Here is a 24,805-nt window from a genome sequence, read left to right on the forward strand (position 1 = left end):
GTCTCTATTCAGTATTCACAAAATATTGAGTAATTTGCCAAGGGCATGAGGTGTTACTCTATTTTCAATATTTTTATATAAATACTGTTAAGGCCCAAAATGGGATTCACAGGATATGATTGAGTAAAGTTACTCAAATAGGATTTTAAAGGTCAATGAAGACTAATATATTGAAAATTAAAAGTTTACTTTTTGAAAAGTAACGACTTTTCTGCACTCTGACAATATCAAATTCTACTTATTTTGCATAATTCGAATAATGAATGGGATTAAACGAAAATAACAATATCTAAGTCCATAATATATTTTTAACCAAAGATTAAGATAATAACTGTAGAGCATTGTTTAAAATAAATTTTATAACTATTTTATTTTAAATGGTTTTTGACTGGGTCTTGCTCGGCTGAAAGAAAGCATAAAAATGATGAATAAAATAATAAGGTGTTCTGGTTATAGCCCTCATTTTTGCCTCATGTAAAATTCTGTCTAAATGAACTTTTTTTTAAAAAAAGCATTGGCAAATATGCTTGAAAATTAATCAGTCAGCCTTATAATTATCTCACTCCTTCCTCCAAATGATATAGAGAGCAAGATGGCCAAGAAGAAAACAGCCGAGCAGGTGGTGATCCATAATTTTGTGGCAAAACACATGCATGAAGTCAACAAAAGCCAGGTCTTTGTAGATCGAAAGAAAAATGCAAAACGAGGCTACAACAAGCACAGACAAGGGCGATATTCCATGGAAGATCGCCCTTTTTTAATGGCAGCTTAAGGTTTATAAGGTGGTTGGGGGCGATGTGGTGGCTGTTTGGGGTTGGATTTGAGTGGAGAAAGCGGGGCGACTGGCCGGGTACGACGGGTTTGTGAATATTGATTTGGACGACGGGACTGGGTTGAAGATTCATCCGTGATTAAATCACTGAAAAGTTTATGTAGTCTGGTGTGAACAGGCGCTTCAGGGTGAGGGGAATGAGGCTGCGGCCTGGCCTGTTGAAAACTGGCAAATTGATGTTTTTGTTGCTGATAAAGTTTGGCGGCCATCACGGACGGGTCATGTCGGCCTAAACGCCGTCGTTGCGATGCCGAAATTTCAATGCCCAGTAGTGGCGACATTTTAGGCCGTTCGGTAGAGTTGCTGGTCCGATTGCTGGCAGGGCGGGAGCGAGATGAATACGAATCATCAGTATTTTTTCGGGCTTTTAAGGCAGGTGCAATAATAACAATATAGAACACTACACCTACCATGAACAGAATGACCAGAAATTCCATAACCACCTCCACCAATGTCGAGAGTGAGGGGGCTGGAAAAGCCCCGTATTAAGCACCTACCATACGCGTGGCTGATTTCACTATATCTCCCAGACCATGAGTTCTGAAATAATATTCTAACCAGCTTTTTACCATGAGTGGATTGTCCATTTTTAACACATGTTGTAGCAATTCCTGTGCATCACTCATCGGAACATGACAAATGGTTTTACGAACCCGCAGAATATTACTTGAACTCATCGACAGGGTATTAAAGCCCATGGCCATGAGTAAAACGGCAGACAGCGGATCACCCGCCATTTCCCCGCAGATACTGACCGGTTTTTCATTGCGATGACAGTCCTGCACCAGACGGGTCAGGGCACGCATTACTGCAGGGTGCAGGTGTGAATAGACATTGGCCACCCGTGGATTATTACGGTCGACGGCCAACAGATATTGGGTCAGATCGTTGGAGCCGACCGAGAAGAAATCGACCAGTTCGGAAAATTCATCAATCTGATATAGCACGCTGGGAACTTCCACCATAATACCGAGTTTAGGCTTGTTTACCTTGACCTGTTCCTCTTCCTGAATCGCCGCATGATCACGTTCCAGCAGGTAGAGCGCTTCTTCGACTTCACTGACACTGGTCACCATCGGCAGCAGAATATGCAGGTTATTCAGTCCGATACTGGCTTTGAGCATGGCGCGAATCTGTGAAGAAAAAATTTCCGGATGGTCCAGGGTAAAACGAATACCACGCCAGCCGAGTGCGGAATTTTCTTCTTCAATCGAGAAATATGGCAGGTCTTTGTCGGCCCCAATGTCCAGCGTTCGCATCACCACCGGTTTATTGGCAAAGTGACTGAGCTGCTGACGATAAATCGCACGTTGTTCTTCTTCACCTGGGAAGCGGTCACGTAACATAAACGGAATTTCAGAGCGGTATAGGCCAACGCCTTTGGCACCACGTTGCACACCACGGACTACATCAATCATCAGGCCGGTATTGACGAATAGTTTTACCGCTATGCCATCCGGGGTAATCGCATCTTTGGTTTCGTACTGGCGCAGATCTTTAGCAATCTGTTCTTCTTCTTTTTGAATTTCTTTATAGCGACTGCGCAGGCGACGTGGCGGATTAATAAAGACCCGGCCCTGATGCGCATCGACAATCATCTCCACATCATCGAGGGTATTGATTGGCAGTTCGGTTACGCCGACCACAGTCGGAATACCGAGGGCACGTGCCACAATCACCATATGCGAGTTCATGGCACCTTCAGTGGTGACAATCGCGGCAATTTTATCTACCGGTAATTCAACTAGTGCCGCCGTCGAAATTTCTTCACCAATCAGGATGCTTTCATCGGTCAGTTCACGGTGACTGGCATCTGCTTCCTGTAAACGGGCCAGAATACGCCGGCCCAGATCTTTCAGGTCTGCTACCCGCTCACGTAAATAATCATCTTCCATCTGGGAAAATTGTGCCACATGATTGTCAATGACAATCCGCACCGCGCCTTGTGCCCAGTGACCTTCACGGATAAAAGCCTTGATTTCTGCAGGCAGTGCATTTTCATCCAGCATCCGCAAGAATACACTAAACAGTGCGCGCTCTTCAGCCATGAGTGCATCCTGCATCTTGTCATCCAGCCACTGAATTTCTTCACGGACTGAATTCAGTGCGCTATCCAATAACATCAGTTCTTCACTGATATCATCGGCCTCACGTTCCGGTACGGCAGTCAGATCCGCTGGCGGATAAAGAATCACTGCACGGCCTAAGGCAATACCCCCTGAACCGGAAACCCCCTGAAAGGTTTTATAGGCAGGCAGGTTACTCGGTTTACGGAATACATCAATATTGCCGACCGCATGGGCATGCGCAATTACGCCTGAAAGCTGGGCACAGAGCGTAACCAGAAAAGATTCGGCAGCTTCGGAAAAATCCTGTGGCTCCTTGTTTTGGACAACCAGTACGCCCATGACCTTGCGACGGTACATGACTGGAACGCCAAGAAAAGAGTTATAAAGTTCTTCACCAGTTTCTGGCAAAAACAGGAACCGTTCATGTTTAGGAGCATTGTCCAGATTGACAATTTCTTCACGCTGGCCTACCAGTCCTACCAGCCCTTCCCCTGTCTGCAAGGATACATGGCCGACGGATTCCGCATTCAGGCCCTTAGACGCCATGAGTAGATAACGTTGATTGCGTTCATCGAGGAGATAAATCGAGCAGACATCAACCTGCATGGCTTCGGCTACATGATTGACCATGATGTCGAGTGATTCATGCAAACTGGTGGACGCATTGATCTCCTGAACAATACGTCTCAAGGTGTCCAGTTGCATATTCGACATAAGGTCTGCTCCATCAATTCAGAATTTCAGTAATTAAGTTTATTTATAACAATAGCCAAGTAAAAAATCTGCATTATTTATGCGATTTTTTAAGGTTTTTGCTGTGGAAGTTGCTGACACAATTCCACCAAGGCTTTACGATAAACATCACGTTTGAAATTCACGACTTGACCAAGTGGATACCAGTAACTGACCCATTGCCATTGATCAAATTCGGGCGGATCAGACAGATTCAACTGAATATTCTGTGCTGGGGCCGTCAGTTTGAGTAAAAACCACTTTTGTTTTTGACCAATACAGACCGGATCGGAATCCGTACGAATGTATCGATGCGGCAAACGATAGCGCAACCAGCCTTTGGTTTGCGCAATAATCTGGACGTGTTCGGGCAGTAAGCCAATTTCTTCTCTCAGCTCACGATAGAGTGCCTGTTCAGGGGTTTCTCCATACTGGATACCTCCTTGTGGAAATTGCCATGCATTATGACCAATGCGTTTTGCCCATAAAACCTGTCCAGCATCGTTTGCCAAAATGATCCCGACATTCGGTCGGAAACCTTCAGAGTCGATCATTTGGCTACCTAAAAATTGTTTAATTTATGCCTTTGCCATCGGGGAGCATTATTTCGTTATCCAACTCGAAAAAAGCAAAGTTTAAAAATGTTAAAATTGCTATGATCTTAACGAATTTCTATCGACTAGCGGAGATAGATTTACAATTTTTTTCTTAAATTTCAGTTTTAACGAGTATTTTCATGAAATTGGCGCTATTTGATCTCGATCACACCTTGTTAAACACGGATTCGGATCATTCCTGGGGAGAATTTTTGGTCAGTGAGGGCCTGGTCGATCCAGTTCAGCATCGCGCCATGAATGACAAGTTCTATGATGATTATAAAAAAGGCCAGCTGGATCCTTATGCCTATAATGAATTTGTATTCCAGTTTCTGACCCAACATGACAATGATTATCTGGTTGAATTACATCAACTGTTCATGCAAAAAGTCATTCGTCCACAAATGCGTCCTGAAGGTTTTAAAGCCATTGAGCGCCACCGTGAAGCAGGGCATGCCTTAGTGGGAATTACCGCGACTTCAGACTTTATTACCGCACCGATTTTTCGTGAATTCGGAATTACTGAAATTATTGCCACCAATGCTGAAGTCATTGATGGGAAATATACCGGTAAAGTCATCAATACCGCGTGCTATCAGCAAGGCAAGCTGGTGCGACTGGAACAGTGGCTGGAAGGCCGTGACGTAACCGAGTCTTGGGCCTATTCAGATTCAATTAATGATCGTTTCTTGCTGGAATATGCGGATCATGCCATTGCCGTCAATCCGGATGAGCGTTTGGAAACTCTGGCGAAGGAGCAGGGTTGGGAAATACAGGACTGGTCGATCTAACTAGTCCAGCTTTATTAATGTGATTTATTTAGCACAACTTCGGTTGTGCTTTTTATTTGCCTCAATGGAATATTAATGTTTTTTACAGTCCGGCCGAATCAGGCATGCTATGCTCAAACAACAGGACATGATAACAATAGTAAACTCTGAGGTATAAGATATGACTCACGTTCGGCCGCGTATGACACATCTGTTCCAACAGCTTGGCCTGGATGCCAGTGCAGAAGGTATTGCAACATTTATTCACGAGCATCAATTGCATAAAGACCTGACTTTACTGGATGCGCCGTATTGGTCAGAAGCACAACGTCAATTTTTAAGCGAGAAAATAGCCTCTGATGGCGAATGGGCGATTGTGGTGGATCAACTCAATGAATCCTTACATGAAAACTCAACCATTGAAGGATAATTAAAAAGCCAATCCTATGATTGGCTTTTTTAGGTCATCACTTTTAGCGAATCCTTTTCCAGAGGGTGACTTGTGACAGCGTGTGTTGATACTTTCTGGCCGTTTCCCGAATCACAAAAGGCACATCCTGGGGTTCGGCCATCAATTCAAAGTGCTGGGTTAAGATATTGGTCATACCGGCCAAGGTCGTAATATTTTCCCCATCCTGCTGAAAACCGCCCAGCCATTCACTACGCGCCGTATGTTCTTCCAGCCAGGTATAGGGCGAGCTCAGCATTAAAATACCCCCCATATTGATACGCTCATGAATCTGCGCCAAAAAGTCTTTCGGATGGTGTAACCGGTCAATCAGATTCGCTGCCAGAATAAAATCATAGCCGCTAAAATGTGCTTTCAAGTTGCAGGCATCAGCCTGAAAAAATTCCGTTTTAGATGCAAACTGATCCAAAGCGACATCTTCAAGTGAGCAGCTTTTTTCTTCGCTTAATTCACCTTCTAGTGGCAGTTGATAACGTACCCTGTCGCCTTGGGCCAAATAAACTGCCTGCTGGATAAAGCGAGCAGAAAAGTCCAGACCGGTTACCTGATTAAAATAGTGTGCCAGTTCAAAGCTGGCGCGACCGGTGGCACAGCCAATATCTAAGGCACGATGGCACGGCGTTCGCTGAAAATAGGGTTGCGCCAGATGGACCAGTGTTTTGGCAAAATTGGTGACACCAAAATATTCGGTGCCATACTGGAATTCCAGATATTGGGAGACTAGCTGGTCGCTTTCATAGTTTGAAGGGAAATGTTGCAGTGCCTGATCAGAGGCGACATAGCGAAAACCGGCATGCTGGAAGAAATGCCGTCTGAAGGCGTAGCGGGAACTATATAAAGCTTCATTGCCTGCCGAAATCCAGGAGCCGCCTTTCATCAGGTTATGGCGACCGTCAAAGGTCGGTGTACTGAAATCATCATAAAACGGATGCACCTGAAAACCCTGAAATGGATAGATCGGGGTTTCAGTCCACTGCCAGACATTACCCTGAATATCATAAAAATCGCCCTGCTTGAAATGATCGACCGGGCAGGAGCTGGTGCCGTACTTCAACTCGATATTGGCCTGTTCAGGACTTGGTAAATGTGGATCCAGGTCTGAAACCGCATACAGGCGATACCATTCATCTTCAGTCGGCAAGCGAATATTTTTCCCCAGCTGTTGCGATTTCCACTCACAAAAGGCCTTGGCTTCATGATAATTCACTTCTACAGGCCAATCCCAAGGCATCGGTACCTCTTCCAGCATCAGTCGCAGTGACCAGCCCGATTCAGTTTTGCGCCAAAAACAGGGGTAAGCAGCTTGGGAAAATTGCAGCCAGCCTAAACCCTCTTCACTCCAGTAGTGTTCGATCTGATAGCCACCAGCTTCGACAAAAGCCAGAAATTCCTGATTGGATACCAGATATTTGGAAGCTGCAAAAGCCGCTACCTGCGCTTTATGCTGGCCGTATTCATTGTCCCAGCCATAAAATGGATCGTTAAAATCTTTCTTTAGATGGATCTCACCTTCAGGCACAGGCAGCAAGCTGTTATCCGGAGCCATGCCGGTAATGATATTGGCACGCCACTGCGGATGCTGGCGTACATGTTCCAGAGCATGCTGGCGGATCAGTACGGAAGAAGTTTCCAGATGAATCCGTTCATGCTCAATGCCCATGATGATGGTCCACCAGGGATTTTGCCAGTTTAAGGGCAGAGTCAATGGGGCATGTTCAAGAATGTTCAAGATCAGGGCACGCACCTGATGACGATAATTGCGGACTTCCTGCACACTGGGCCAGTCATAATGTACTTTATCCAGATCATCCCAGCTCATCTCGTCCACACCGATTGCAAAAATACTTTCAAAATGCGGATTCAGGCGTTCGCTGATCAGTTTGCTGAGCAGCAGTTTGTTGACAAAAAAAGTGGCAGTATGCGCAAAATAAAAAATCAGCGGATGACGTAAGGTAATCGGTTTCATGAAAAAAGTATCTTCATGCTTGAGACATTCAAACAGTTGCTCATAGGTGTCAAAAGTATTCAGAAAATATTCACGTAAGTGCTGTCGGGCGGTCTGTTCATCGGCAAAATCAAGCGCCGGCGTGGGTAGCAGCATCGGTTTAGCCGAAAGCCATGGGCTGCTGGTACTTTTTTTATCTTTAGAATGGGGTTTTAAGGCAAAATCGAGCTGCATCCGTCAGGCTCCATGGAATAGTTTTAAGCATCCTTCTGCATCGCAAAAGAATGGAATTGTCTTAAAAATACTCGAAAGATATCGCCAAATGGGGGGTATTTAGGTAACAAAATGCTGCATCGTGCTTGATGCAGCATGTTCAGCTACAGCTTAACTTAAATAGGCTAAATAGGCAGAGCACTGTCTTGCATGAGCTGAACCAGAGCCTGTGCCGCTTTGGACTGCGTACGACCAGGATGCCAGACCATGCCCAAACGGCGGTTCATTTCCAGATTAATGTCTAGTTGGTGCAGGTCATGATTTACTAAAGTTTTTGGTAGCACAGACCAGCCCAAACCAATCGATACCAGCATCCGGATCGATTCCAGCGGATTGTTACTCATGCTGACTTTCGGTTTAATACCCTGTTTTTCAAACTCTGCCAAGGTGATCTGCGAGGTATAAGTTTGTGAAGAGGGCAACAGGCTTGGATATTCGAGCAAATCTTCCAGAGACAGATTTTTTTGCTGTGCCAGCGGATGAAACGGTGCCACCACAAAGACCAGAGGATCATTCCAGATGGTCACGTAATTCAGGCGTGCATCACCCCGTGGCGGCAGGGTTAAAAATGCCAGTTCCAGATCACCGGCAATCACCTGTTCATGTGCCTGTTCGGAATCGACAAAATGCACATCCAGGGTCACGTCCGGATAGGCTTGGACATAACGGCGCAAATGGCTCGGAAGATGATGCAGGCCAATATGATGACTGGTACCAATTTTCAGTTTACCCTGTACCAGAGCCTGTTCATGGCTCAAGGTATAATGAATATCACCGAGCTCGTTCAGCCAGTTTTTCACTTTAGGCAACAGGGAATGTGCCGCATGGGTGGCCTGTACGCCACGTCCGGCAGATTCAAACAGTTTGACTCCAAAGTATTCTTCCAGACTGTGAATACGTTTGGTGACGGCAGGCTGGGTAATAAAAAGCTGATCTGCAGCCAGAGATATCGAACCGGTTTCCATGACTTTTACAAAGGCTTCAAAGGCTGCGAGATTCATCTTAATCACCTATAAAGAATTTTTATGCTTAAGGTTATTATTGTTATATTTTAAGAATAAATCAAAGTAAAATTAGTTTATTTATATTAGGTTGCTGAATTACTAAACGTTTTCAACATATTGTATTTTTAAGAAGTTAAAAAAAGATTGCCTCTGCAGGCGGTCTTTCATCAGGAACCCCGACAGAAAATCTTATTAGACGTTAATGTCCTCATTCTGCTGTTGGTTATTACGCTCCCAGATTTTTTCATGAAAAAAGAAAGCAACGGCTTGTACGGTGGGTTCTAACAAACTTAATGCAATGGCCATGGTCAAACTGCCGGTCACCAAGTAACCCACAATCATCGCCACAGTAATGTGCATGATGTAATAGCTGAAAGTCTTTTTAAACATGCGCTGATTGTTGTCTACAAAACGTTGAATATGTGCCATGTCGAAGTTCCTCTAAATAAGTTATCTCTGCCGATGAATAAATAATAATAATTCTCATTTAATTTGTAAAAACGAATATTTTTTATAAAATGATCGGAAAATCTGATTTAAGGAGATAAATAGAAATAATCTGAAAGTCTGATTTAATTCACTTTTTAAAAGATTCCAAAAAGTTTTTTAACTAATAAAAATGATAAATTAGATTTATGTGATTGCAGCGATATAATCAAAATCAGAGAAAGAATTTACCCAGTCCAGTGGAGTATATCGACATGGCAGGCGAGACCCAAACAGTACAAAAGCAAAATGCAAAAACACTATATGACAAGTTGTGGGATGACCATTTAGTAACGCAACGTGACGATGGTTCTGCCTTACTCTATATCGACCGTCACCTGTTGCATGAAGTAACCTCACCACAGGCATTTGAAGGGTTGCAATTGGCTGGGCGCAAGCCATGGCGTTTAAGTGCCAACATTGCTACACCGGATCATAACGTACCGACCTCGAAAAAAGAGCGTGAGCAGGGCGTAGCCGGAATTGAGGATGAAACCTCGCGCATCCAGGTGCAAACCTTGGATGACAACTGCAAGACCTTTAATATTGTTGAATTTGATATTAACGATATCCGTCAGGGCATTGCGCATGTGGTCGGGCCGGAGCAGGGCTTGACCTTACCGGGCATGACCGTGGTGTGTGGTGACTCGCATACTGCAACCCATGGTGCTTTTGGCTGTTTGGCGCATGGTATCGGGACATCCGAAGTTGAACATGTATTGGCGACCCAATGCCTGGTTCAAAAGAAGATGAAAAACATGCTGGTGCGTGTTGATGGCAAATTAGGTCAGGGCGTAACACCAAAAGATGTGGTCTTGGCGATTATTGGCAAAATTGGTACAGCAGGCGGTACTGGTCACGCGATTGAATTTGGTGGTCAGGTCTTCCGTGACATGTCTATTGAAGGTCGTATGACTGTGTGCAACATGGCGATTGAAGCCGGTGCCCGTGTCGGCATGGTGGCTGTCGATGAAAAAACTATCGAGTATGTTAAAGGCCGTCCGTATGCGCCGACTGCAGAGCAGTGGGATCAGGCTGTTGCTTACTGGAATACTTTACATTCAGATGATGACGCATACTTTGACACGGTTGTTGTATTGCAAGGTGAAGAAATCGAGCCACAAGTATCTTGGGGTACTTCCCCTGAGATGGTGATTCCGGTCTCTCAAGCAGTACCGACTTTAGAACAAGCCAAAGATGATGTACAACGCAATGACTGGAACCGTGCCTATCAATATATGGGTTTAAATGCCGGTCAGGCCTTGGCTGAGATTCAGCTGGATCGGGTATTTATCGGTTCATGTACCAATTCGCGTATTGAAGATATCCGCGCTGCAGCCGAAGTGATCAAAGGTCGTAAAGTCGCATCTTCAATCAAACAGGCGATGGTGGTTCCGGGTTCTGGTCTGGTCAAAGCTCAGGCAGAAGCGGAAGGTCTGGACAAGGTATTTGTCGAGGCGGGCTTCGAATGGCGTGAACCCGGCTGTTCAATGTGTCTGGCGATGAATGCTGACAAGTTACAACCAGGCGAGCATTGTGCGTCAACCTCGAACCGTAACTTTGAAGGTCGTCAGGGCAATGGCGGTCGTACTCATCTGGTGAGTCCAGCCATGGCAGCCGCTGCTGCGATCGCAGGTCACTTTGTTGATGTCCGTTCATTTTAATTGGTACGTAGGAGCACAGACATGAAAGCTTATACCGTTGAACAAGGTATCGTTGCACCTTTAGACCGTGCCAATGTCGATACAGATTTAATTATTCCAAAACAGTTTTTGAAATCGATCAAACGTACCGGTTTCGGTGACAATTTATTTGATGAATTGCGTTACTTGGATGAAGGTTATCCAGGTCAGGACAATTCTGTTCGTCCGATCAATCCGGACTTTGTCTTGAACCAGCCACGTTATCAGGGTGCGTCTATTTTAATTTCACGTGCCAACTTTGGATGTGGTTCTAGCCGTGAACATGCGCCGTGGGCTTTGAGCGAATATGGTTTCCGTACCGTAATTGCGCCAAGCTTTGCTGATATTTTCTTTAATAACTGTTTTAAAAACGGTATGTTGCCTGTGATTTTGGCTGAAGATATTGTTGAGCAGTTATTTAAGGAGTGTGCAGCAGCTGAAGGCTATCAGTTGACCATTGACTTGCAGGCACAAGAAGTTCGTACCCCTACGGGCGAAAGCTTTAAGTTCGAAGTCGATCCATTTCGCAAGCATTGCCTGTTAAATGGTCTGGATGATATTGGCTTAACTTTGCAGGTAGCGGATGATATTCGTGCCTATGAAGAAAAAACCAAACAATCACGCCCTTGGGTATTTGCCGAAATTCACGAATAAATCAGCAAAAATTGTCATAGCGTGACTGCGAGGCTCTTGCTAATATCGGAAGATTATTAAGTTTTTTGATTGGGTAAGACAGACATTATGGCGAATTATTGGAAACAGTGGCTTGCTTTAAGTGCGGTATCGGTGATGTTGGCTGCATGTCAAAGCATTGACACGATGAAACTCAAGCATGCCAAAGCAAGTACTGAGAGCAAAAATAATGTCCTGATTTACTGTACAGGGACAGCTGATTGCCAGTTTGAGCGTTTCAACCAGACCATTATCGTCCATGCCGACAATGGCCGCATTGGTGCTGAAGCATTGAAGCAGAAACTGGTACGCTTGCAGGCTAAAAACTTAAATCAGGCCAATCCAGTTTATCTATCCGTGCCAGCAGGACAGCATGAACTGGTCGTGCGTTTTTATCCAATCAGTAAGGATAAAGCAGAAACCTTGCATGTATTCCATCGCTTTCATGCCAATAACCGCTATAGCTTAAAGATGTTCCGTGACCGTAGTGCGCGTAGCAGCAGTTTATTAAATGCTTCGGCACCGGATCCGCTCTGCGTAGATCTGGTACAAGAGCAAAAAACCATTCGTCGTTTTTGCAAACCCTATAATGCAGTCACCGGGATTGCAGAGTTTGTAGAAAAGAAAATTTAACCTCTGTCAGGTCTGAATCTGACGTTTTAAACGGAAAATCTCATGTCTAAACAAATTTTGATTTTAGCTGGTGACGGTATCGGTCCTGAAATTGTCAAAGCGGCAGAGCAGGTGCTGACTCGTGTAAATGAAAAATTTAATCTTGATTTGACATGGGAACAGGGCTTGCTCGGTGGTGCAGCTATTGATGCGCATGGTTCACCGTATCCAGACGTAACGTCTGAGCAGGCTAAAAAAGCTGATGCGATTCTACTGGGTGCCGTGGGCGGTCCAAAATGGGATACGATTGAGCGTTCAATCCGTCCGGAACGTGGTTTATTGAAATTGCGTAGTGAACTGAACCTGTTTGCCAACTTGCGCCCAGCGATTCTTTATCCGCAACTGGCTGATGCTTCAAGCTTAAAAACTGAAATCGTTGCAGGTCTGGATATTCTGATTGTGCGTGAATTAACAGGTGGAATTTACTTCGGTCAGCCACGTGGTATCCGTGAACTGGAAAATGGCGAGAAGCAAGGCTATAACACCGACGTCTATTCAGAGTCTGAAATCAAGCGTATCGCCAAAGTCGCCTTTGAAATGGCCAATTTGCGCGGTGGTAAAGTATGTTCAGTGGATAAAGCCAACGTGCTTGAAGTAACTGAACTGTGGAAACAGACAGTGACTGCGCTAAAAGATGCTGAATATCCTGAAATTAATTTATCGCATATGTATGTCGATAATGCTGCGATGCAACTGGTACGTGCACCGAAGCAGTTTGACGTGATTGTAACCTCGAATCTGTTCGGTGATATCTTGTCGGATGAAGCAGCGATGCTCACAGGTTCAATCGGTATGTTGCCATCGGCATCTCTGGATGAAAATGGCAAAGGCATGTATGAGCCTTGTCATGGTTCTGCGCCAGATATCGCTGGTCAAAACCTGGCAAATCCATTAGCGACGATTCTTTCGGTTGCAATGATGCTACGTTATACCTTCCGTGAAGAAGCAGCTGCAAAAGCGATTGAAGATGCAGTTGGTCAGGTACTGGATCAAGGCTTGCGTACAGCTGACATCATGTCTGAAGGCATGCAAAAAGTCGGTACGGTTGAAATGGGTCAAGCGGTAGTGGCTGCATTAAATTAAGCCAGTTTTGATTAAAAAACGCAGCTCAAGGCTGCGTTTTTTATGGCTGGAATTTCGAATCTGAAAATAATTAACAGGTTCGACCTGAAGTACGGACAGCTGTTGCAATATTATTTTTTAGTAAAAAAGTAATTTTACATTGCAGATCAACATCATAACTGTCTGCAGGGCTGATAGGGATAGGAACGGGTCCATTCCCTGCTGAAGGCAGAGGAATAGAAATAGGACGTTGTACCACATAGCTTAATTGCCGGGCGCTGAGTATGGGGCCACTGACCTGTTGATAACCCAGGCGTTTCAGATCCAGATTTTGATCGATAAACTGACTGCTTTGACCAATAAACTGCTGCAAGTAAGCTTCCCGTTCAGTCGGGGTGGTAGTTGGAGAGTGTGTACAACCGGTCATGCTGATGCATACACCCAAGAGAATCACGGATAGTCGATGAGAAGATAACAACATAATATAATTCACTCCTGCACAGGACTGACTGAAGACTAGTTTAGGCAGAAAATGGCAGGGTGATTGTTGTAATTTGACACACGGTAAAAAGAGGTAGCGTAATGAGTTGGGATGTCTTCATTTAATCCGATACAGGCTCTGAACTTAACTGGAGAAAGTCAGCAAGCTCTGCCGGTATAGCGAATCTCCTGAACAATGTCATCTTTCAAGTCAAACCAGATTTGGCATTTCATCTCGATGTTATAACCTCCATTTGAGGGGGTTGGCATGGGTGCGCCGATTGAGATACTTTGACTAATATTCGGTGTGCCCATTGGAATATTCATATCCCGAAAAATCGTGTAGCTGAGAGATTCTGCGGTTTGAATCGGTTTCTGCGAGGTTTTGAATCCCATGGCACGAAGATCAAGTTGACTGCGAACCTGTGTTGCAGTTTGACCGACATAGGGTTGGAGGGACTGATGCAGATGCTGATTGCCGCCAGTGGCACAGGCAACGAGAAACAAGCTGGAAAGCAGGATTAAGCACTTCATATTCATTGTTTTTATGCATGGTATTTTAATTAAATGAATAATCCAGAAATTATTAGCCCGTGTCAAATTGATTTATTCATGGGTAAATAATTAAAGTCATAAAAAAAGCCACTAACAGTGGCTTTTGCTTACGCTAAAACTTAGCGTGCACGATAGGTGATACGACCTTTAGTCAAATCATAAGGTGTCATTTCAACCTTCACACTGTCGCCAGTTAAAATACGGATATAGTGTTTACGCATTTTACCAGAGATGTGGGCAATCACTTCGTGACCGTTCTCTAAACGTACACGGAACATAGTATTAGGAAGCGTCTCGGTGACAACGCCTTCGAACTCGATGAGTTCCTCTTTATTGGCCATAGCCTACCTGAATGAATAAATTGGGAAGGCGCAAATTATAGTCAATTTTTTTGTAAAAAACAAGATGAAACGGGCGTTAGACTGATCATCTGCCAGTAAAATAAGCGAACTGTCACGATAATTTTTTAACTAAAAAGACACCAGTTTCTGTTGTCAGTTTGGTCAATCACAGTTAATCTAAAATTAATCTTTTTAAGTATAAATGAAGTACATACAAGGAAGGCTTTTGAGTGAGTCAGCTAACGGATGCATCAGTCGTATTACGTTTGGGCTATCAGGCGATTCGTCGTGCAGGGTTGCCAACAGAAGAACTTTTGACCAAAGCAGGAGTTGCTTTAAATCAGGTCGAGGCCAATGACCGTACGCCGCTAAGCGCCCAGTATGCCTTCTGGGTAGCCGCAGAGGAAGTTAGCAAGGACCCGGACATTGGATTGCATCTGGGTGAGCACTTGCCACTTTATCGTGGTCAGGTCATTGAACACCTGTTTGTTTCATCTGAAAACTTTGGTGAAGGACTGAAACGTGCTTTGGCCTATCAGCGACTGATCAGTGATGCATTTGCTGCCAAGTTAGTGATCGAAGATGATCGCTGCTATTTAACCAATGGTGAACAGCCTTTTGCTGAAAGTCTGGTGAATCGTCATTTTACTGAATGCGCCATGTCAGGTGTACTCCGGTTTTTTAAGTTTATTACTGAAGGGCGTTTTGAACCGATTTATATTGATTTCAATTTTTCCAAAGGAGCTCCTGATGAGGAATACTTCCGGGTTTACGAGTGTCCCGTGAGTCTGGGCCAGAAAGAAACCCGTCTGTATTTTGACCCAAGTATTCTGGAATATCCGTTATGGCAGGCTGAACCTGAGCTATTACAGCTGCATGAGCAACTGGCCATTGAAAAGCTGCAGGAACTGGCACGATATGACCTGGTTGGTGAAGTGCGCCGTGCGATTGGCTCTACTTTGGAAAGTGGGGACACCACGCTGGAAACTGTAGCTGCACAACTAAATATCACGCCACGGCGGTTGAGAACGCAACTGAGTGAGGCATGTACCAGTTTTCAGCAGATTCTGTCGGATTATCGCTGTCGTTTGGCCAAGCGTTTACTGGCAAATACCAATGAAAGTGTTGAACGAATTGTGTATCTAACCGGTTTTTCCGAGCCAAGCACCTTCTACCGGGCTTTTAAGCGCTGGACCAATGAAACACCGGTGGAATATAGAAAGCGCAAGCAGCGTTAAACGACCTCCCTGAGTCCCTCCTGAAAGGAGGGATTTTTCATTACGGTATTTTCGTAGGTTGTAGTTCCTCCCTCAAGTAAAGGGAGGTTAGGAGGGATTTAAAAATTAAGCTTTTAATTCGGCATGTTCAACCAATGTGGCCCTAAGGGTAATTCCGGTAATTCAAACTGCGCCGGATAGTCGGCATGAATAAAATATAAACCATCTGCAGGTGCGGTCACGCCAGCAGCTTTACGGTCTTCTGCCGCGAAAATAGTATCAATATGCTCGGCAGCATACATCCCCTGACCAATTTCCAGTAAACAGCCCATAATGTTTCGTACCATATGGTGCAGGAAACCATCGGCTTGAATGTCGAGCACCAGATATTGACCATGCCGGATCAGACGGCAATGACTGACATGGCGGACTGGCTGATTGGACTGACAGGCGGCAGCGCGGAAGCTTTCAAAATTATGTGTGCCTTCAAACTTTTTTGCGGCCCGTATCATCTGTTCGACATCGAGCGGTGCATAGACATGGGTGACCTGTTTATGCAGCAAGGCAGGACGGACAGGATGATTATAGACCACATAACGATAACGGCGCGCCTGTGCCTTAAATCGGGCATGGAAACTCTGATCCATTTCCTTGATCCACTGGATCGAGATATCTTTAGGTAGCTGGCTATTGCAGCCCATCAGCCAGCCACGTTCTGAACGCAGGGCATCGGTATCAAAATGCGCCACCATATTGGTGGCATGTACACCCGCATCCGTACGGCCGGCACCATGCAGGCTAATGGGTTGATCGGCAACTTTGCTCAGGACCTTTTCAATGGTTTCCTGTACACTTGCAACTCCCGGCTGTTGAGTCTGCCATCCCCGATAATGCATTCCACAAAACTCAATTCCCACCGCAAAACGCTGCATAATGACCTCAAACCTTATTGATCGTACCAATGACGATGCCATTGCTCTACAGTGTCGTATTGTAAATACATTTTCAGGGCTTTTGCATACAGATCCGCATGTCCATAACTTTCATTCAGTAAAATTTTGCAGTGATTGACCCATTCTGCAATGGCATAGCGCTGATCTGTCGCACCAAAAGGAACTTGGGTAGTCAAAACAGAAATACAACCCCGATCATACAGCTGATTAAGGAGCGCAATCAGGGCATCATTGACTGCAAGATTGCCAGTACCGAAACCTTGCAGAAATAAAAAATGGGGTGGTCGCGCCAATAAGGTATTTAGATTATTCAGCTGCTGAGCCAGATCGATCGGCTGCATCATGATACTCATGCAGTTAAATCCAGCCGCTTTTGCAATATCTTCTGCCCTGACCTGATAGCATGCTTGACCGGTTGGGATGGCAATGCTGGCATCAAGACCGGAGAAGGCATTGAGCTCGGTAGTATGCTGTTTGAGGGCAGTTTGTGCATGTAGCAACCGATGATGGAATGCCAGATAGACCCCGGCGCTACAGGTGCCAACCGAATCTAATGCAAATCTAAGGTTATCCAGAGCATCACTAAATTCGCGCTGTTGATCCCCTTGAGCAGTCAGCAGCGGGTACTGGCTACCGGTCAGCACCACGTGTGCTGAGTCTGCAATCAGGTGTGCGAGAACTGCACTGGCATAACTCAGCGTATCAGTACCGTGAATAATCACAAAATGCTGGATCTGCCGAGATTGTAGTTGCTGAATAAACTGTACCAGTTGCAGCCAATCAGTTGCCGTACAGGCACTACTGTCCTTAATGACGGGTGCCTGATGGTATTCGACGAAATGCTGCTCTGCAAGCACCTCTTCGAGTTTAGGAATAAATAAATCAGCAGGCATTGGTGCGAGAGGATCTCCCACGCAGCCGAATGTGCCGCCCATATAAATTAATGCAATATTTTTTATCATAAAAAAAGCAGCCAACTTTTGACTGCTTTAGTTTAAATCGAAATGCATCAGGATGCGATTTGATTCAGTAATTGCTCTGCTCGTTGTTTCTGATCAGCTGTATATTCGGCTTCTCGTTCTGCAATAATTTCACGTGCAGCAACATAGGCACCGAGCTGAATATATTGCTGGGCAAGGTCCAGGTTAAGACTTGCTTCATTAACATCCAGTAATTCCGGGAAAGATTGCACCAGCGGATCATGCTGGTTGACCGCTACAGAACTCTCGAAATTCATTGCTGGGGCAGCAGGTGATTCTGGTATGGTTTCTAAATGATCTAATTTAAAATCCATTCCTGACAGATCTGGCTGTGCAGCCGGTTCTGCTACAGGAGTTGTCGCTGTCAAGCTGGACAGATCCAGCTCAGTCGCTGGTACCGCAGTTTTTTCAGCTGTTGGAGCTGGCGTGTCAAGCGAAAAAGAAAAATCTAGAGGTTTGATGTCTTCTGTTACTGCTGGCGCTGCTTCAACCTGCGCAGGCGGTTCCACATCCAGTTTAAAGTCCAGAACAGGTGCTGTTTCTGTTGCAGCTGCAGGCGTAGTTTGAGAGAGGGTGGTGGAAATATCCTGAACTTCAAAATCTACAGAAGGCGCAGCAGGTACAGGTGTATCGTCAGCTTTTGCTGTTTCTACTGGCGTGGTCTTTGGTTCAAAATTGAATTCAAGCGGCTGAATATCTGCTACAGGTTCTGCAACAGGAGCTGGCTGGCTTGATTGAAAGTCCTGCTGCAATTGTTCAAATGCCAGTTCATTTGAAGGCGCCGGTGCAACCAGGTTATCAAAGGCATCTGAAGCGGCTTCTGGTGTAGAGGAAGTTTTAGGCTGGGCACTTGGAAAATCAATCGTTTCTTGAACAGCAGATAACGATTTCTCAAATTCACGCTGTTTCGCTTCAGCCTGAGCCAGAATATCTTCTAGTCCCAGAGAGCGGACATGGTTAATCAGCTGTGAAATCGCAAACTCGTCTTTTTGCAGGATATGGATATCCAGTAGCAGCAGATATAATTCGTGTTGAGAGTTATCCCGGTTCAGTGCCTGATTGATCTGTGCTTCAGCTGCAAAAAAATTACGTTCCTGAATCAGGCCTTCAATTTTCTTGCGTGTTTCTGCTGATAATGGTGTTGCTGATTTTTTTGCGACCGCGACTGGCTCAACCACTTTAGTTTTTTGTGGGGCTGCTTTTGATGCAGAGCCAGTTTTTTTCGCTTTTACCGTTTTAGTTTTTGCTTTATCTGATTCTTGAGCATCTTGTCTTTTTTTAAAGACAATTAATACGATGATCAATATCACTAATGGAATCACATAAATCAGCATGTTTTACCCCTTGGGGATAGAGTAGTTTAAGTTCGCCTATCCCAATAAATCGTCATGTGTAACTTTTTAATTAATTGGCTTTTTATCTGCTTGTTGGGCTTTGAGCTGTTGTTGTAGCTGGGCCAGACGCGCATTTAATAACTGAATTCTGTGATCCTTCTGATTGAGTGCCAATTCTAATTCAGTTACGTTTCTCTGTAATTTAACGGTTTTTTCTCGGGCTGTCATAACTTTTAATGACAATTCCTTTGATGTTTGATTGCGTTCTGTGTTCTGGTTTGCAGAAAGCTGTCCAGAATTGTGCTGGTTCTCAGCCACCAGACTCATTTCTGCCTGATTCAAACGGTATTTTGTTTTGCCAGCAGGCTTGGAAGGTCGCTCTGTCTGAGATGCTGCAGAGACTTTAATGGGTGCAGGTGTGGTATGGGCCGAGTTTAAGTTGAGTGCTGCACCCTTACGTAGACGATTGGCATTTCCACCAATAAAGGCATGCTCATTGTCTTTTTTAATTTGCTGCATGACTTCATTGACCGGACGCTGCTGCTGTTCGGCAATTCTTGAAGCAATCTCCCACAATGACTCATTAGATTGAACCACATAAGTCGGTTTAACCTGGTTTGAAGTTGCTTGGACTGGTTTAGCTTTGGCAGTTGCGGGAGGTGGAGTTTTCACCGGATGGGCAGAAGCAGCAGCTTTTCTGGCTTGCTCCTCAGCAAACTTCTTCACCAAAGGATCACTGGAGGCTGTCTGGTGATCAGAACCGGATTCTGCAGCTTTCTGTACAGCTTCTTTATTTTGCCCTGACGTGGTTTGATTTTCTGGCAACATACTGGCTGATTTGCTTGGAGTTGATGCTGCAGTAGCGGGCTTTGGTACGGCATCTGAAGCTTGGGTCTGGGATGCCGTGACAGATTCGTTTTTAAGCACGGGAGCGACCGTCTGAGCATGAATTGCTGTCGTGACAGTTGGCGCAGACGATGCAGTTTTAGGAATCGAAGTGTTCGATAAGGCAGGGGGTGTTGTCGATTGTAATGCCAGCGGCTTTTCTAAAACCGGTTGCTTGTTTAGGGATGTGGAGGCTGCAATATTGTAATGGCTGCTTACGGGTAAGTTCAGCGCAATATCTTTTTCACTGACGACTACAACTGGCGCAAGCGGACGTTCATTCTGTTTTAGGCTTGCCTGTAACAAATCGGTTTTAGGTCTTAAAGTGGTACGCACATGTTGCAGGCGTGCAGCATTACCTTCCTTGATTTTGACAATAATATTAAGTTCCCGATCCGTCATTGGTCGTGAAGAGGTAATGGTAATAACACCTGTGCCATTATTGCTGCGCCGGGTAAAAAAGTTCAGATGACCCGGTGGCTGATGCGATGCACCAATTGACATTAAATCTTCAGGCGAAGCCAGACTGACCTCAATGGGTAAATTGATGTCAGACTGCCGGAAGGTCATTTCTGCATAAAGTAATTCCCCAGGTGCAGACTGGATTTGTACTGGATCTACATTTATCGCATGAATATTTTGTGAAGCAACAATGGCTAAAATGGCAAGCTTTAATTTGTTATATACAGTCATCTGTGAGCTCAGTCATTATCGCATAGCGAAAATTATAGATTAACGGGATGTTTGTTTTTTGTAAAATACTTACTTAATAGTTACACAAAAAAGCCGATCAATAAAGATCGGCTTAGGGCTTTATTTCCTGACGGAAACTTAAGCGTTCTTATAGTCAATCAGAATACGCAGCATACGGCGTAATGGTTCAGCCGCACCCCAAAGTAACTGGTCACCTACAGTGAACGCACCCAGATATTCTTTACCCATATTCAGCTTGCGCAGACGGCCGACTGGAACGCTTAAAGTACCTGTTACAGCAACAGGAGTCAGATCTGTCATGGATGCTTCGCGAGTATTTGGAATCACTTTAGACCAGTCATTGGCACCTGCAATGATGTCTTCGATCTCATCCAAAGGTACATCTTTTTTCAGTTTCAACGTCAATGCCTGAGAGTGACAACGCATAGCACCAATACGCACACAGTGACCGTCAATCGGTACGATCTGCTGGTTGCCCAGAATCTTGTTGGTTTCAACCTGGCCTTTCCATTCTTCTTTCGACTGGCCGCTTTCCAGCTGCTTGTCGATATAAGGAATCAATGAACCTGCCAAAGGTACGCCGAAGTTTGCAGACGGGAAGCCTTCACCACGTTGTAATTCAGCTATTCTGGAGTCGATATCCAGAATTGGAGAACGTGGATCATCCAGCAACTCTTTGGTATTGTTATATAAATAACCCATACCATTGATCAGCTCACGCATGTTTTGCGCACCAGCACCGGAAGCTGCCTGATAAGTCATAGAAGTTGCCCATTCCACCAGATTGTTCTGGAACAGACCGCCCAAGCCCATCAACATCAGGGAAACCGTACAGTTACCACCGACAAAAGTTTTGGTGCCTTTGACCAGACCATCTTTGATCACGTTCATGTTGACCGGATCAAGTACGATAATCGCTTCATCATCCATGCGTAAGGTGGATGCTGCATCAATCCAGTAACCGTTCCAGCCTTCCGCTTTCAGTTTCGGGAAAACTTCAGAGGTATAGTCGCCACCTTGGCAGGTAATAATGACATCCATTTGCATCAGACTATTGATGTCTGTCGCATCCATAAGTGCTGGGGCAGTCTTACCGCCAAATGCCGGTGCTTCACCACCCGCATTACTGGTAGAGAAATAGAAGGGCTCAAAATGAGCAAAATCATTCTCTTCAACCATACGTTGCATAAGGACGGAACCAACCATCCCGCGCCAACCGACCAGACCTACTTTCATGTCACTTTGCCTCGGTGCGTTAAAAAAATCAAAAGGGATTCGAGTGTATCAAAAAGGGAGGTGACTGCAAGTGCTACACAATCAAAACATCAATATTCTTGAGAAAAATATCTACTTTATGATACATACAAAATTGATAACGTCACTTTTCTTTTAGAAAAAATAACAACTTATTAAAGAGCGCACTTATGATATGGGTTATCCAAATTATGGCAATCATTGTCATTTGGTTAAGTTTCTGGTCACTGATCCCGAGTGACCAATGGTGGATTCGAGGTGCGGATTTCCCAAGGTTACAAATTCTGGTTGTGGGCTTTATCACCTTTGTGCTGTTTTTAGTGCTTGAGCATCCCTGGACGTGGTTTAACCAGCTACTTTTTATTGGTCTGATTGCTGCCTTGGCCTATCAGCTCAAAATGGTATTGCCCTATACCTTTGTCTGGAAAAACCAGGTCAAACAGGTCAAGCAGGATCAGCTGGATCCGCAGCGACAAATCTCCCTGATTGTTTCAAATGTACTGACCACCAATAACCAATATCATCTGCTGATTGAACAGATCCAGACCCATCAGCCAGACCTGGTCTTAACGCTGGAAACGGATCAAACCTGGCAAAATGAACTGTCAGTGATTGAAGCAGATTATACTTATCGTGTAGCCGTACCTTTGGATAACTTGTATGGCATGCACCTGTATAGCAAGCTCAAACTCAGCAATACTCAAGTCAAGTTTATTTTAAGTGATGAGATTCCTTCAATTCATACCACTGTGATCTTACGCTCGGGACAGCCGGTACGACTTTACTGTCTGCATCCAAAACCACCGAGCCCGACCGAGGCCAAAGATTCCACCTTGCGTGATGCTGAATTGTTGATTGTGGGTGATCAGATTAAAGATATGGATGAAAGCTGTATCGTCATGGGTGATCTGAATGATGTGGCTTGGTCACGTACCACACGGCTGTTTCAACGCATCAGCGGACTATTGGACCCCCGGGTGGGACGTCATTATGTAAATACTTTTCATGCCGATTATCCTTTTTTCCGCTGGTCGCTCGATCATGTTTTTCATAGTACCGATTTTGCCCTAGTACATATGGAGCGTCTCCCCCATGTAGGCTCTGATCATTTTCCGGTGTTTCTGATTTTACAAACTGGTCGGGTGTTCGAGCATATTCAGGAAGAATTAGAGCAGACCGAAGATGATGAAGAAGAAGCCCAAGAAGCTATCAAAGAGGGGATTCAGAAAGCAGATAAAGAGGAAAAAACAGTGACTGATGAAATTGCGATGGCTTATAAAGAAGGCGGTAAAATTTCTTAGGTTTTTAGAAGAAAAGTGTACGATATTGCTTACAGGAGTTTGCGCTTCTTGCGAATGGGAAAAGCTGTGGAATCTGGGTATTCTAGGTTTATCAGCACAAGGAGTCGAGAAAGGATATTCTCATAAGGAAGACGAAGCTGAATGAAAACATCATGGACATGATGATGAAAGGGAAATCACAAATAAGCAGAACTAATTATAATATGTGGAAGCACAACCTCATTAACCCGAGTTTTACAGGATGTAGAGCTCGGGTTAAGTTATTTTAAGTGTCTATTTTTATAATATATTCTTGATGATAAGAATAATTTATCTAATTTAATGCCGTATTTTGCGAGTAATGGGTATTAATCCCTAATTACTCATGAAAACGCAGTCAATGAAACAGCGTATTTCAGCACTACTTTTTGAATCAGTGGCCTGTCACTGAAAATTGTAAAGTGATCCAGGATTTTAAGTTATGGTTTAAAACCCCGGAATTAAACCGAATCAGTAAATTGATTTATAGCCTTCAGGGCGGGTCTTAAAGCGGCGGTGGAACCACATATACTGGGTCGGTGCGATGCGTAACTGCTGCTCGATCACCAGATTCACGCGAGTGGCATCCTCGACTTCATTTTCACCAGGGAAATTTTCCAGTGCCGGTTCAATGAGCACATGGTAGCGCGGATTTTTGATATCGCCATGACGATAAAAATATAAAGGAATGGCAGCCGCTTTAGTCATTTTCAGTAAACGACGATGTGCGGTTACAGTTGCGGCCGGGACGCCAAAAAAGGGTGCCATCACCCCTTGTTTTAACCCATAATCCTGATCCGGACTGTACCAGATGGCATGGCCATTTTTCAGGTTGCGTACCAGCCCACGCATATCGTCATGATCAATCTGATGAGCATAAATTGTGGCACGACAACGATAAATCAGCATGTCCAAAAGAGGATTGTTCTGCGGACGATAAACCACATCTGGTTCAAAATACTGTGCACAAAGATAACCGCCAGCATCCAGCAAGGTGGAATGCGTACCTAAGAGCAGCATGCCTTGGCCTTTATCTTGTGCCTGCTGAATATGTTCTAGGCCTTCGATACTGACACGACCCTGAAACCATTTCGGGCTATACCAGGCATTTAAGGTCTCAAACAAACCCAGCATTTGGTCAATAAACACCTGACGTGCATTGTCCTGTACCTGCTCTGCAGACCATTTCGGAAAACAGACTTGCAGATTGCGAAGTGTAGTTTCACGGCGCGATTTAAGGTATTTAAAGGAAAGCTTGCCTAGCCAGGCAGCCAGACGGTGCTGAATGGCCCAGGGTAAGATTGCCAGAATCATCAGGAAAATAATGCCTAGCCAGTTACCCCAGTATTGAGGTAACAGGAATGACCATTGAAATTCACCGGGTTGATATGCAGGCTGGGTACTCATAGAACAACATAGGGCTAAAAGATTAGCAGCAGTCTAACAGAGAAGATTCTTGAAATAAAAAAGCATCTGTCCGAATACAGATGCTTTAATAAAGACTGGGAG

General features: G+C 44.7%; 24 protein-coding genes. 9 read left to right on the forward strand and 15 right to left on the reverse strand.

Annotated elements, in window-relative coordinates:
• Positions 1-592: 592 nt before the first annotated feature.
• On the forward strand, positions 593-772 hold the full coding sequence (locus AY607_RS07380) for a hypothetical protein (RefSeq protein ID WP_004729442.1): 180 nt from the start codon (positions 593-595) through the stop codon (positions 770-772).
• Here AY607_RS07380 and AY607_RS07385 read toward each other — a convergent pair.
• The 3 genes from AY607_RS07385 to AY607_RS07395 form a co-directional block, all read right to left on the reverse strand.
• Positions 769-1,269 carry a hypothetical protein gene (locus AY607_RS07385; RefSeq protein ID WP_064094881.1) on the reverse strand — a complete coding sequence of 167 codons (501 nt, stop codon included), beginning with the start codon at positions 1,267-1,269 and terminating at the stop codon, positions 769-771. The genes AY607_RS07380 and AY607_RS07385 overlap by 4 nt on opposite strands.
• Before the next feature lie 48 nt (positions 1,270-1,317).
• Entirely contained in the window at positions 1,318-3,615 is a 2,298-nt protein-coding gene (ptsP, locus tag AY607_RS07390) for a phosphoenolpyruvate--protein phosphotransferase (protein WP_064094880.1), read from the reverse strand.
• A gap of 89 nt (positions 3,616-3,704) precedes the next feature.
• Positions 3,705-4,187 (reverse strand): RNA pyrophosphohydrolase, encoded by a 483-nt coding sequence (locus tag AY607_RS07395; RefSeq protein WP_064094879.1) that lies wholly within the window; start codon positions 4,185-4,187, stop codon positions 3,705-3,707.
• A gap of 182 nt (positions 4,188-4,369) precedes the next feature.
• Here AY607_RS07395 and AY607_RS07400 point away from each other — a divergent pair, with 182 nt between their 5' ends.
• Positions 4,370-5,020, forward strand: a complete 651-nt coding sequence (locus AY607_RS07400; RefSeq protein ID WP_064102222.1) for an HAD family hydrolase — start codon at positions 4,370-4,372, stop codon at positions 5,018-5,020.
• A 160-nt stretch (positions 5,021-5,180) separates the two neighbouring features.
• Complete coding sequence (locus AY607_RS07405) at positions 5,181-5,429, forward strand: DUF2789 family protein (protein WP_064094877.1); 249 nt, start codon at positions 5,181-5,183, stop codon at positions 5,427-5,429.
• A 43-nt stretch (positions 5,430-5,472) separates the two neighbouring features.
• Here AY607_RS07405 and ovoA read toward each other — a convergent pair whose 3' ends face one another.
• The 3 genes from ovoA to AY607_RS07420 form a co-directional block, all read right to left on the reverse strand.
• Positions 5,473-7,647, reverse strand: coding sequence for a 5-histidylcysteine sulfoxide synthase (gene ovoA, locus AY607_RS07410; protein WP_064102223.1), 2,175 nt, complete (start codon positions 7,645-7,647; stop codon positions 5,473-5,475).
• A gap of 164 nt (positions 7,648-7,811) precedes the next feature.
• On the reverse strand, positions 7,812-8,687 hold the full coding sequence (locus AY607_RS07415; protein WP_064094875.1) for a LysR family transcriptional regulator: 876 nt from the start codon (positions 8,685-8,687) through the stop codon (positions 7,812-7,814).
• 195 nt (positions 8,688-8,882) lie between these two features.
• Positions 8,883-9,119 (reverse strand): DUF2061 domain-containing protein, encoded by a 237-nt coding sequence (locus AY607_RS07420; RefSeq protein ID WP_064102224.1) that lies wholly within the window; start codon positions 9,117-9,119, stop codon positions 8,883-8,885.
• Between the two features lie 272 nt (positions 9,120-9,391).
• Between AY607_RS07420 and leuC the strand changes: the two genes are divergently transcribed.
• The 4 genes from leuC (at position 9,392) to leuB (ending at position 13,285) form a co-directional block, all read left to right on the forward strand.
• The gene (gene leuC / locus AY607_RS07425; RefSeq protein WP_064102225.1) at positions 9,392-10,840 is read left to right on the forward strand and encodes a 3-isopropylmalate dehydratase large subunit; all 1,449 of its coding nucleotides are present in this window, start codon (positions 9,392-9,394) and stop codon (positions 10,838-10,840) included.
• Positions 10,841-10,861: 21 nt separating this feature from the next.
• Positions 10,862-11,512, forward strand: coding sequence for a 3-isopropylmalate dehydratase small subunit (gene leuD / locus AY607_RS07430; protein ID WP_064102226.1), 651 nt, complete (start codon positions 10,862-10,864; stop codon positions 11,510-11,512).
• Between the two features lie 87 nt (positions 11,513-11,599).
• Positions 11,600-12,163, forward strand: coding sequence for a hypothetical protein (locus tag AY607_RS07435; protein ID WP_064102227.1), 564 nt, complete (start codon positions 11,600-11,602; stop codon positions 12,161-12,163).
• A gap of 42 nt (positions 12,164-12,205) precedes the next feature.
• Complete coding sequence (gene leuB, locus AY607_RS07440) at positions 12,206-13,285, forward strand: 3-isopropylmalate dehydrogenase (protein ID WP_064102228.1); 1,080 nt, start codon at positions 12,206-12,208, stop codon at positions 13,283-13,285.
• 70 nt (positions 13,286-13,355) lie between these two features.
• On the opposite strand, the gene AY607_RS07445 is transcribed toward leuB, so the two are convergent.
• The 3 genes from AY607_RS07445 to infA all read right to left on the reverse strand — a co-directional run bounded on the left by AY607_RS07445 (position 13,356) and on the right by infA (position 14,640).
• Positions 13,356-13,745 carry a hypothetical protein gene (locus AY607_RS07445; RefSeq protein ID WP_064094870.1) on the reverse strand — a complete coding sequence of 130 codons (390 nt, stop codon included), beginning with the start codon at positions 13,743-13,745 and terminating at the stop codon, positions 13,356-13,358.
• A 158-nt stretch (positions 13,746-13,903) separates the two neighbouring features.
• Entirely contained in the window at positions 13,904-14,284 is a 381-nt protein-coding gene (locus AY607_RS07450; RefSeq protein WP_064094869.1) for a hypothetical protein, read from the reverse strand.
• Between the two features lie 134 nt (positions 14,285-14,418).
• A complete protein-coding gene (infA, locus tag AY607_RS07455) occupies positions 14,419-14,640 on the reverse strand; it encodes a translation initiation factor IF-1 (protein ID WP_001284370.1) in 222 nt (73 codons plus the stop codon).
• A gap of 230 nt (positions 14,641-14,870) precedes the next feature.
• Between infA and AY607_RS07460 the strand changes: the two genes are divergently transcribed.
• Positions 14,871-15,878: an AraC family transcriptional regulator gene (locus AY607_RS07460; RefSeq protein WP_064094868.1), complete on the forward strand. Its 1,008-nt coding sequence runs from the start codon at positions 14,871-14,873 to the stop codon at positions 15,876-15,878.
• Between the two features lie 113 nt (positions 15,879-15,991).
• Here the strand turns inward: AY607_RS07460 and truA are convergent, their stop codons facing one another.
• From truA to asd, 5 genes are all read right to left on the reverse strand, one after another.
• Positions 15,992-16,789 (reverse strand): tRNA pseudouridine(38-40) synthase TruA, encoded by a 798-nt coding sequence (truA, locus tag AY607_RS07465; RefSeq protein WP_064102229.1) that lies wholly within the window; start codon positions 16,787-16,789, stop codon positions 15,992-15,994.
• Positions 16,790-16,803: 14 nt separating this feature from the next.
• The gene (locus tag AY607_RS07470) at positions 16,804-17,772 is read right to left on the reverse strand and encodes an asparaginase domain-containing protein (RefSeq protein ID WP_064102327.1); all 969 of its coding nucleotides are present in this window, start codon (positions 17,770-17,772) and stop codon (positions 16,804-16,806) included.
• Between the two features lie 47 nt (positions 17,773-17,819).
• Positions 17,820-19,124, reverse strand: coding sequence for a hypothetical protein (locus AY607_RS07475; protein ID WP_064094866.1), 1,305 nt, complete (start codon positions 19,122-19,124; stop codon positions 17,820-17,822).
• A gap of 66 nt (positions 19,125-19,190) precedes the next feature.
• Positions 19,191-20,702 (reverse strand): hypothetical protein, encoded by a 1,512-nt coding sequence (locus AY607_RS07480; RefSeq protein WP_064094865.1) that lies wholly within the window; start codon positions 20,700-20,702, stop codon positions 19,191-19,193.
• A 138-nt stretch (positions 20,703-20,840) separates the two neighbouring features.
• Positions 20,841-21,959 (reverse strand): aspartate-semialdehyde dehydrogenase, encoded by a 1,119-nt coding sequence (gene asd, locus AY607_RS07485; RefSeq protein ID WP_064094864.1) that lies wholly within the window; start codon positions 21,957-21,959, stop codon positions 20,841-20,843.
• A gap of 188 nt (positions 21,960-22,147) precedes the next feature.
• Between asd and AY607_RS07490 the strand changes: the two genes are divergently transcribed.
• Positions 22,148-23,278, forward strand: coding sequence for an endonuclease/exonuclease/phosphatase family protein (locus AY607_RS07490; RefSeq protein ID WP_064094863.1), 1,131 nt, complete (start codon positions 22,148-22,150; stop codon positions 23,276-23,278).
• Between the two features lie 489 nt (positions 23,279-23,767).
• Here AY607_RS07490 and AY607_RS07495 read toward each other — a convergent pair whose 3' ends face one another.
• Positions 23,768-24,703 carry a lauroyl acyltransferase gene (locus AY607_RS07495; RefSeq protein WP_064102230.1) on the reverse strand — a complete coding sequence of 312 codons (936 nt, stop codon included), beginning with the start codon at positions 24,701-24,703 and terminating at the stop codon, positions 23,768-23,770.
• Positions 24,704-24,805: the final 102 nt, after the last annotated feature.

It is taken from the genome of Acinetobacter sp. SFA (genome assembly GCF_001647535.1).
GTDB classification, from domain to species: Bacteria; Pseudomonadota; Gammaproteobacteria; order Pseudomonadales; family Moraxellaceae; genus Acinetobacter; species Acinetobacter pecorum.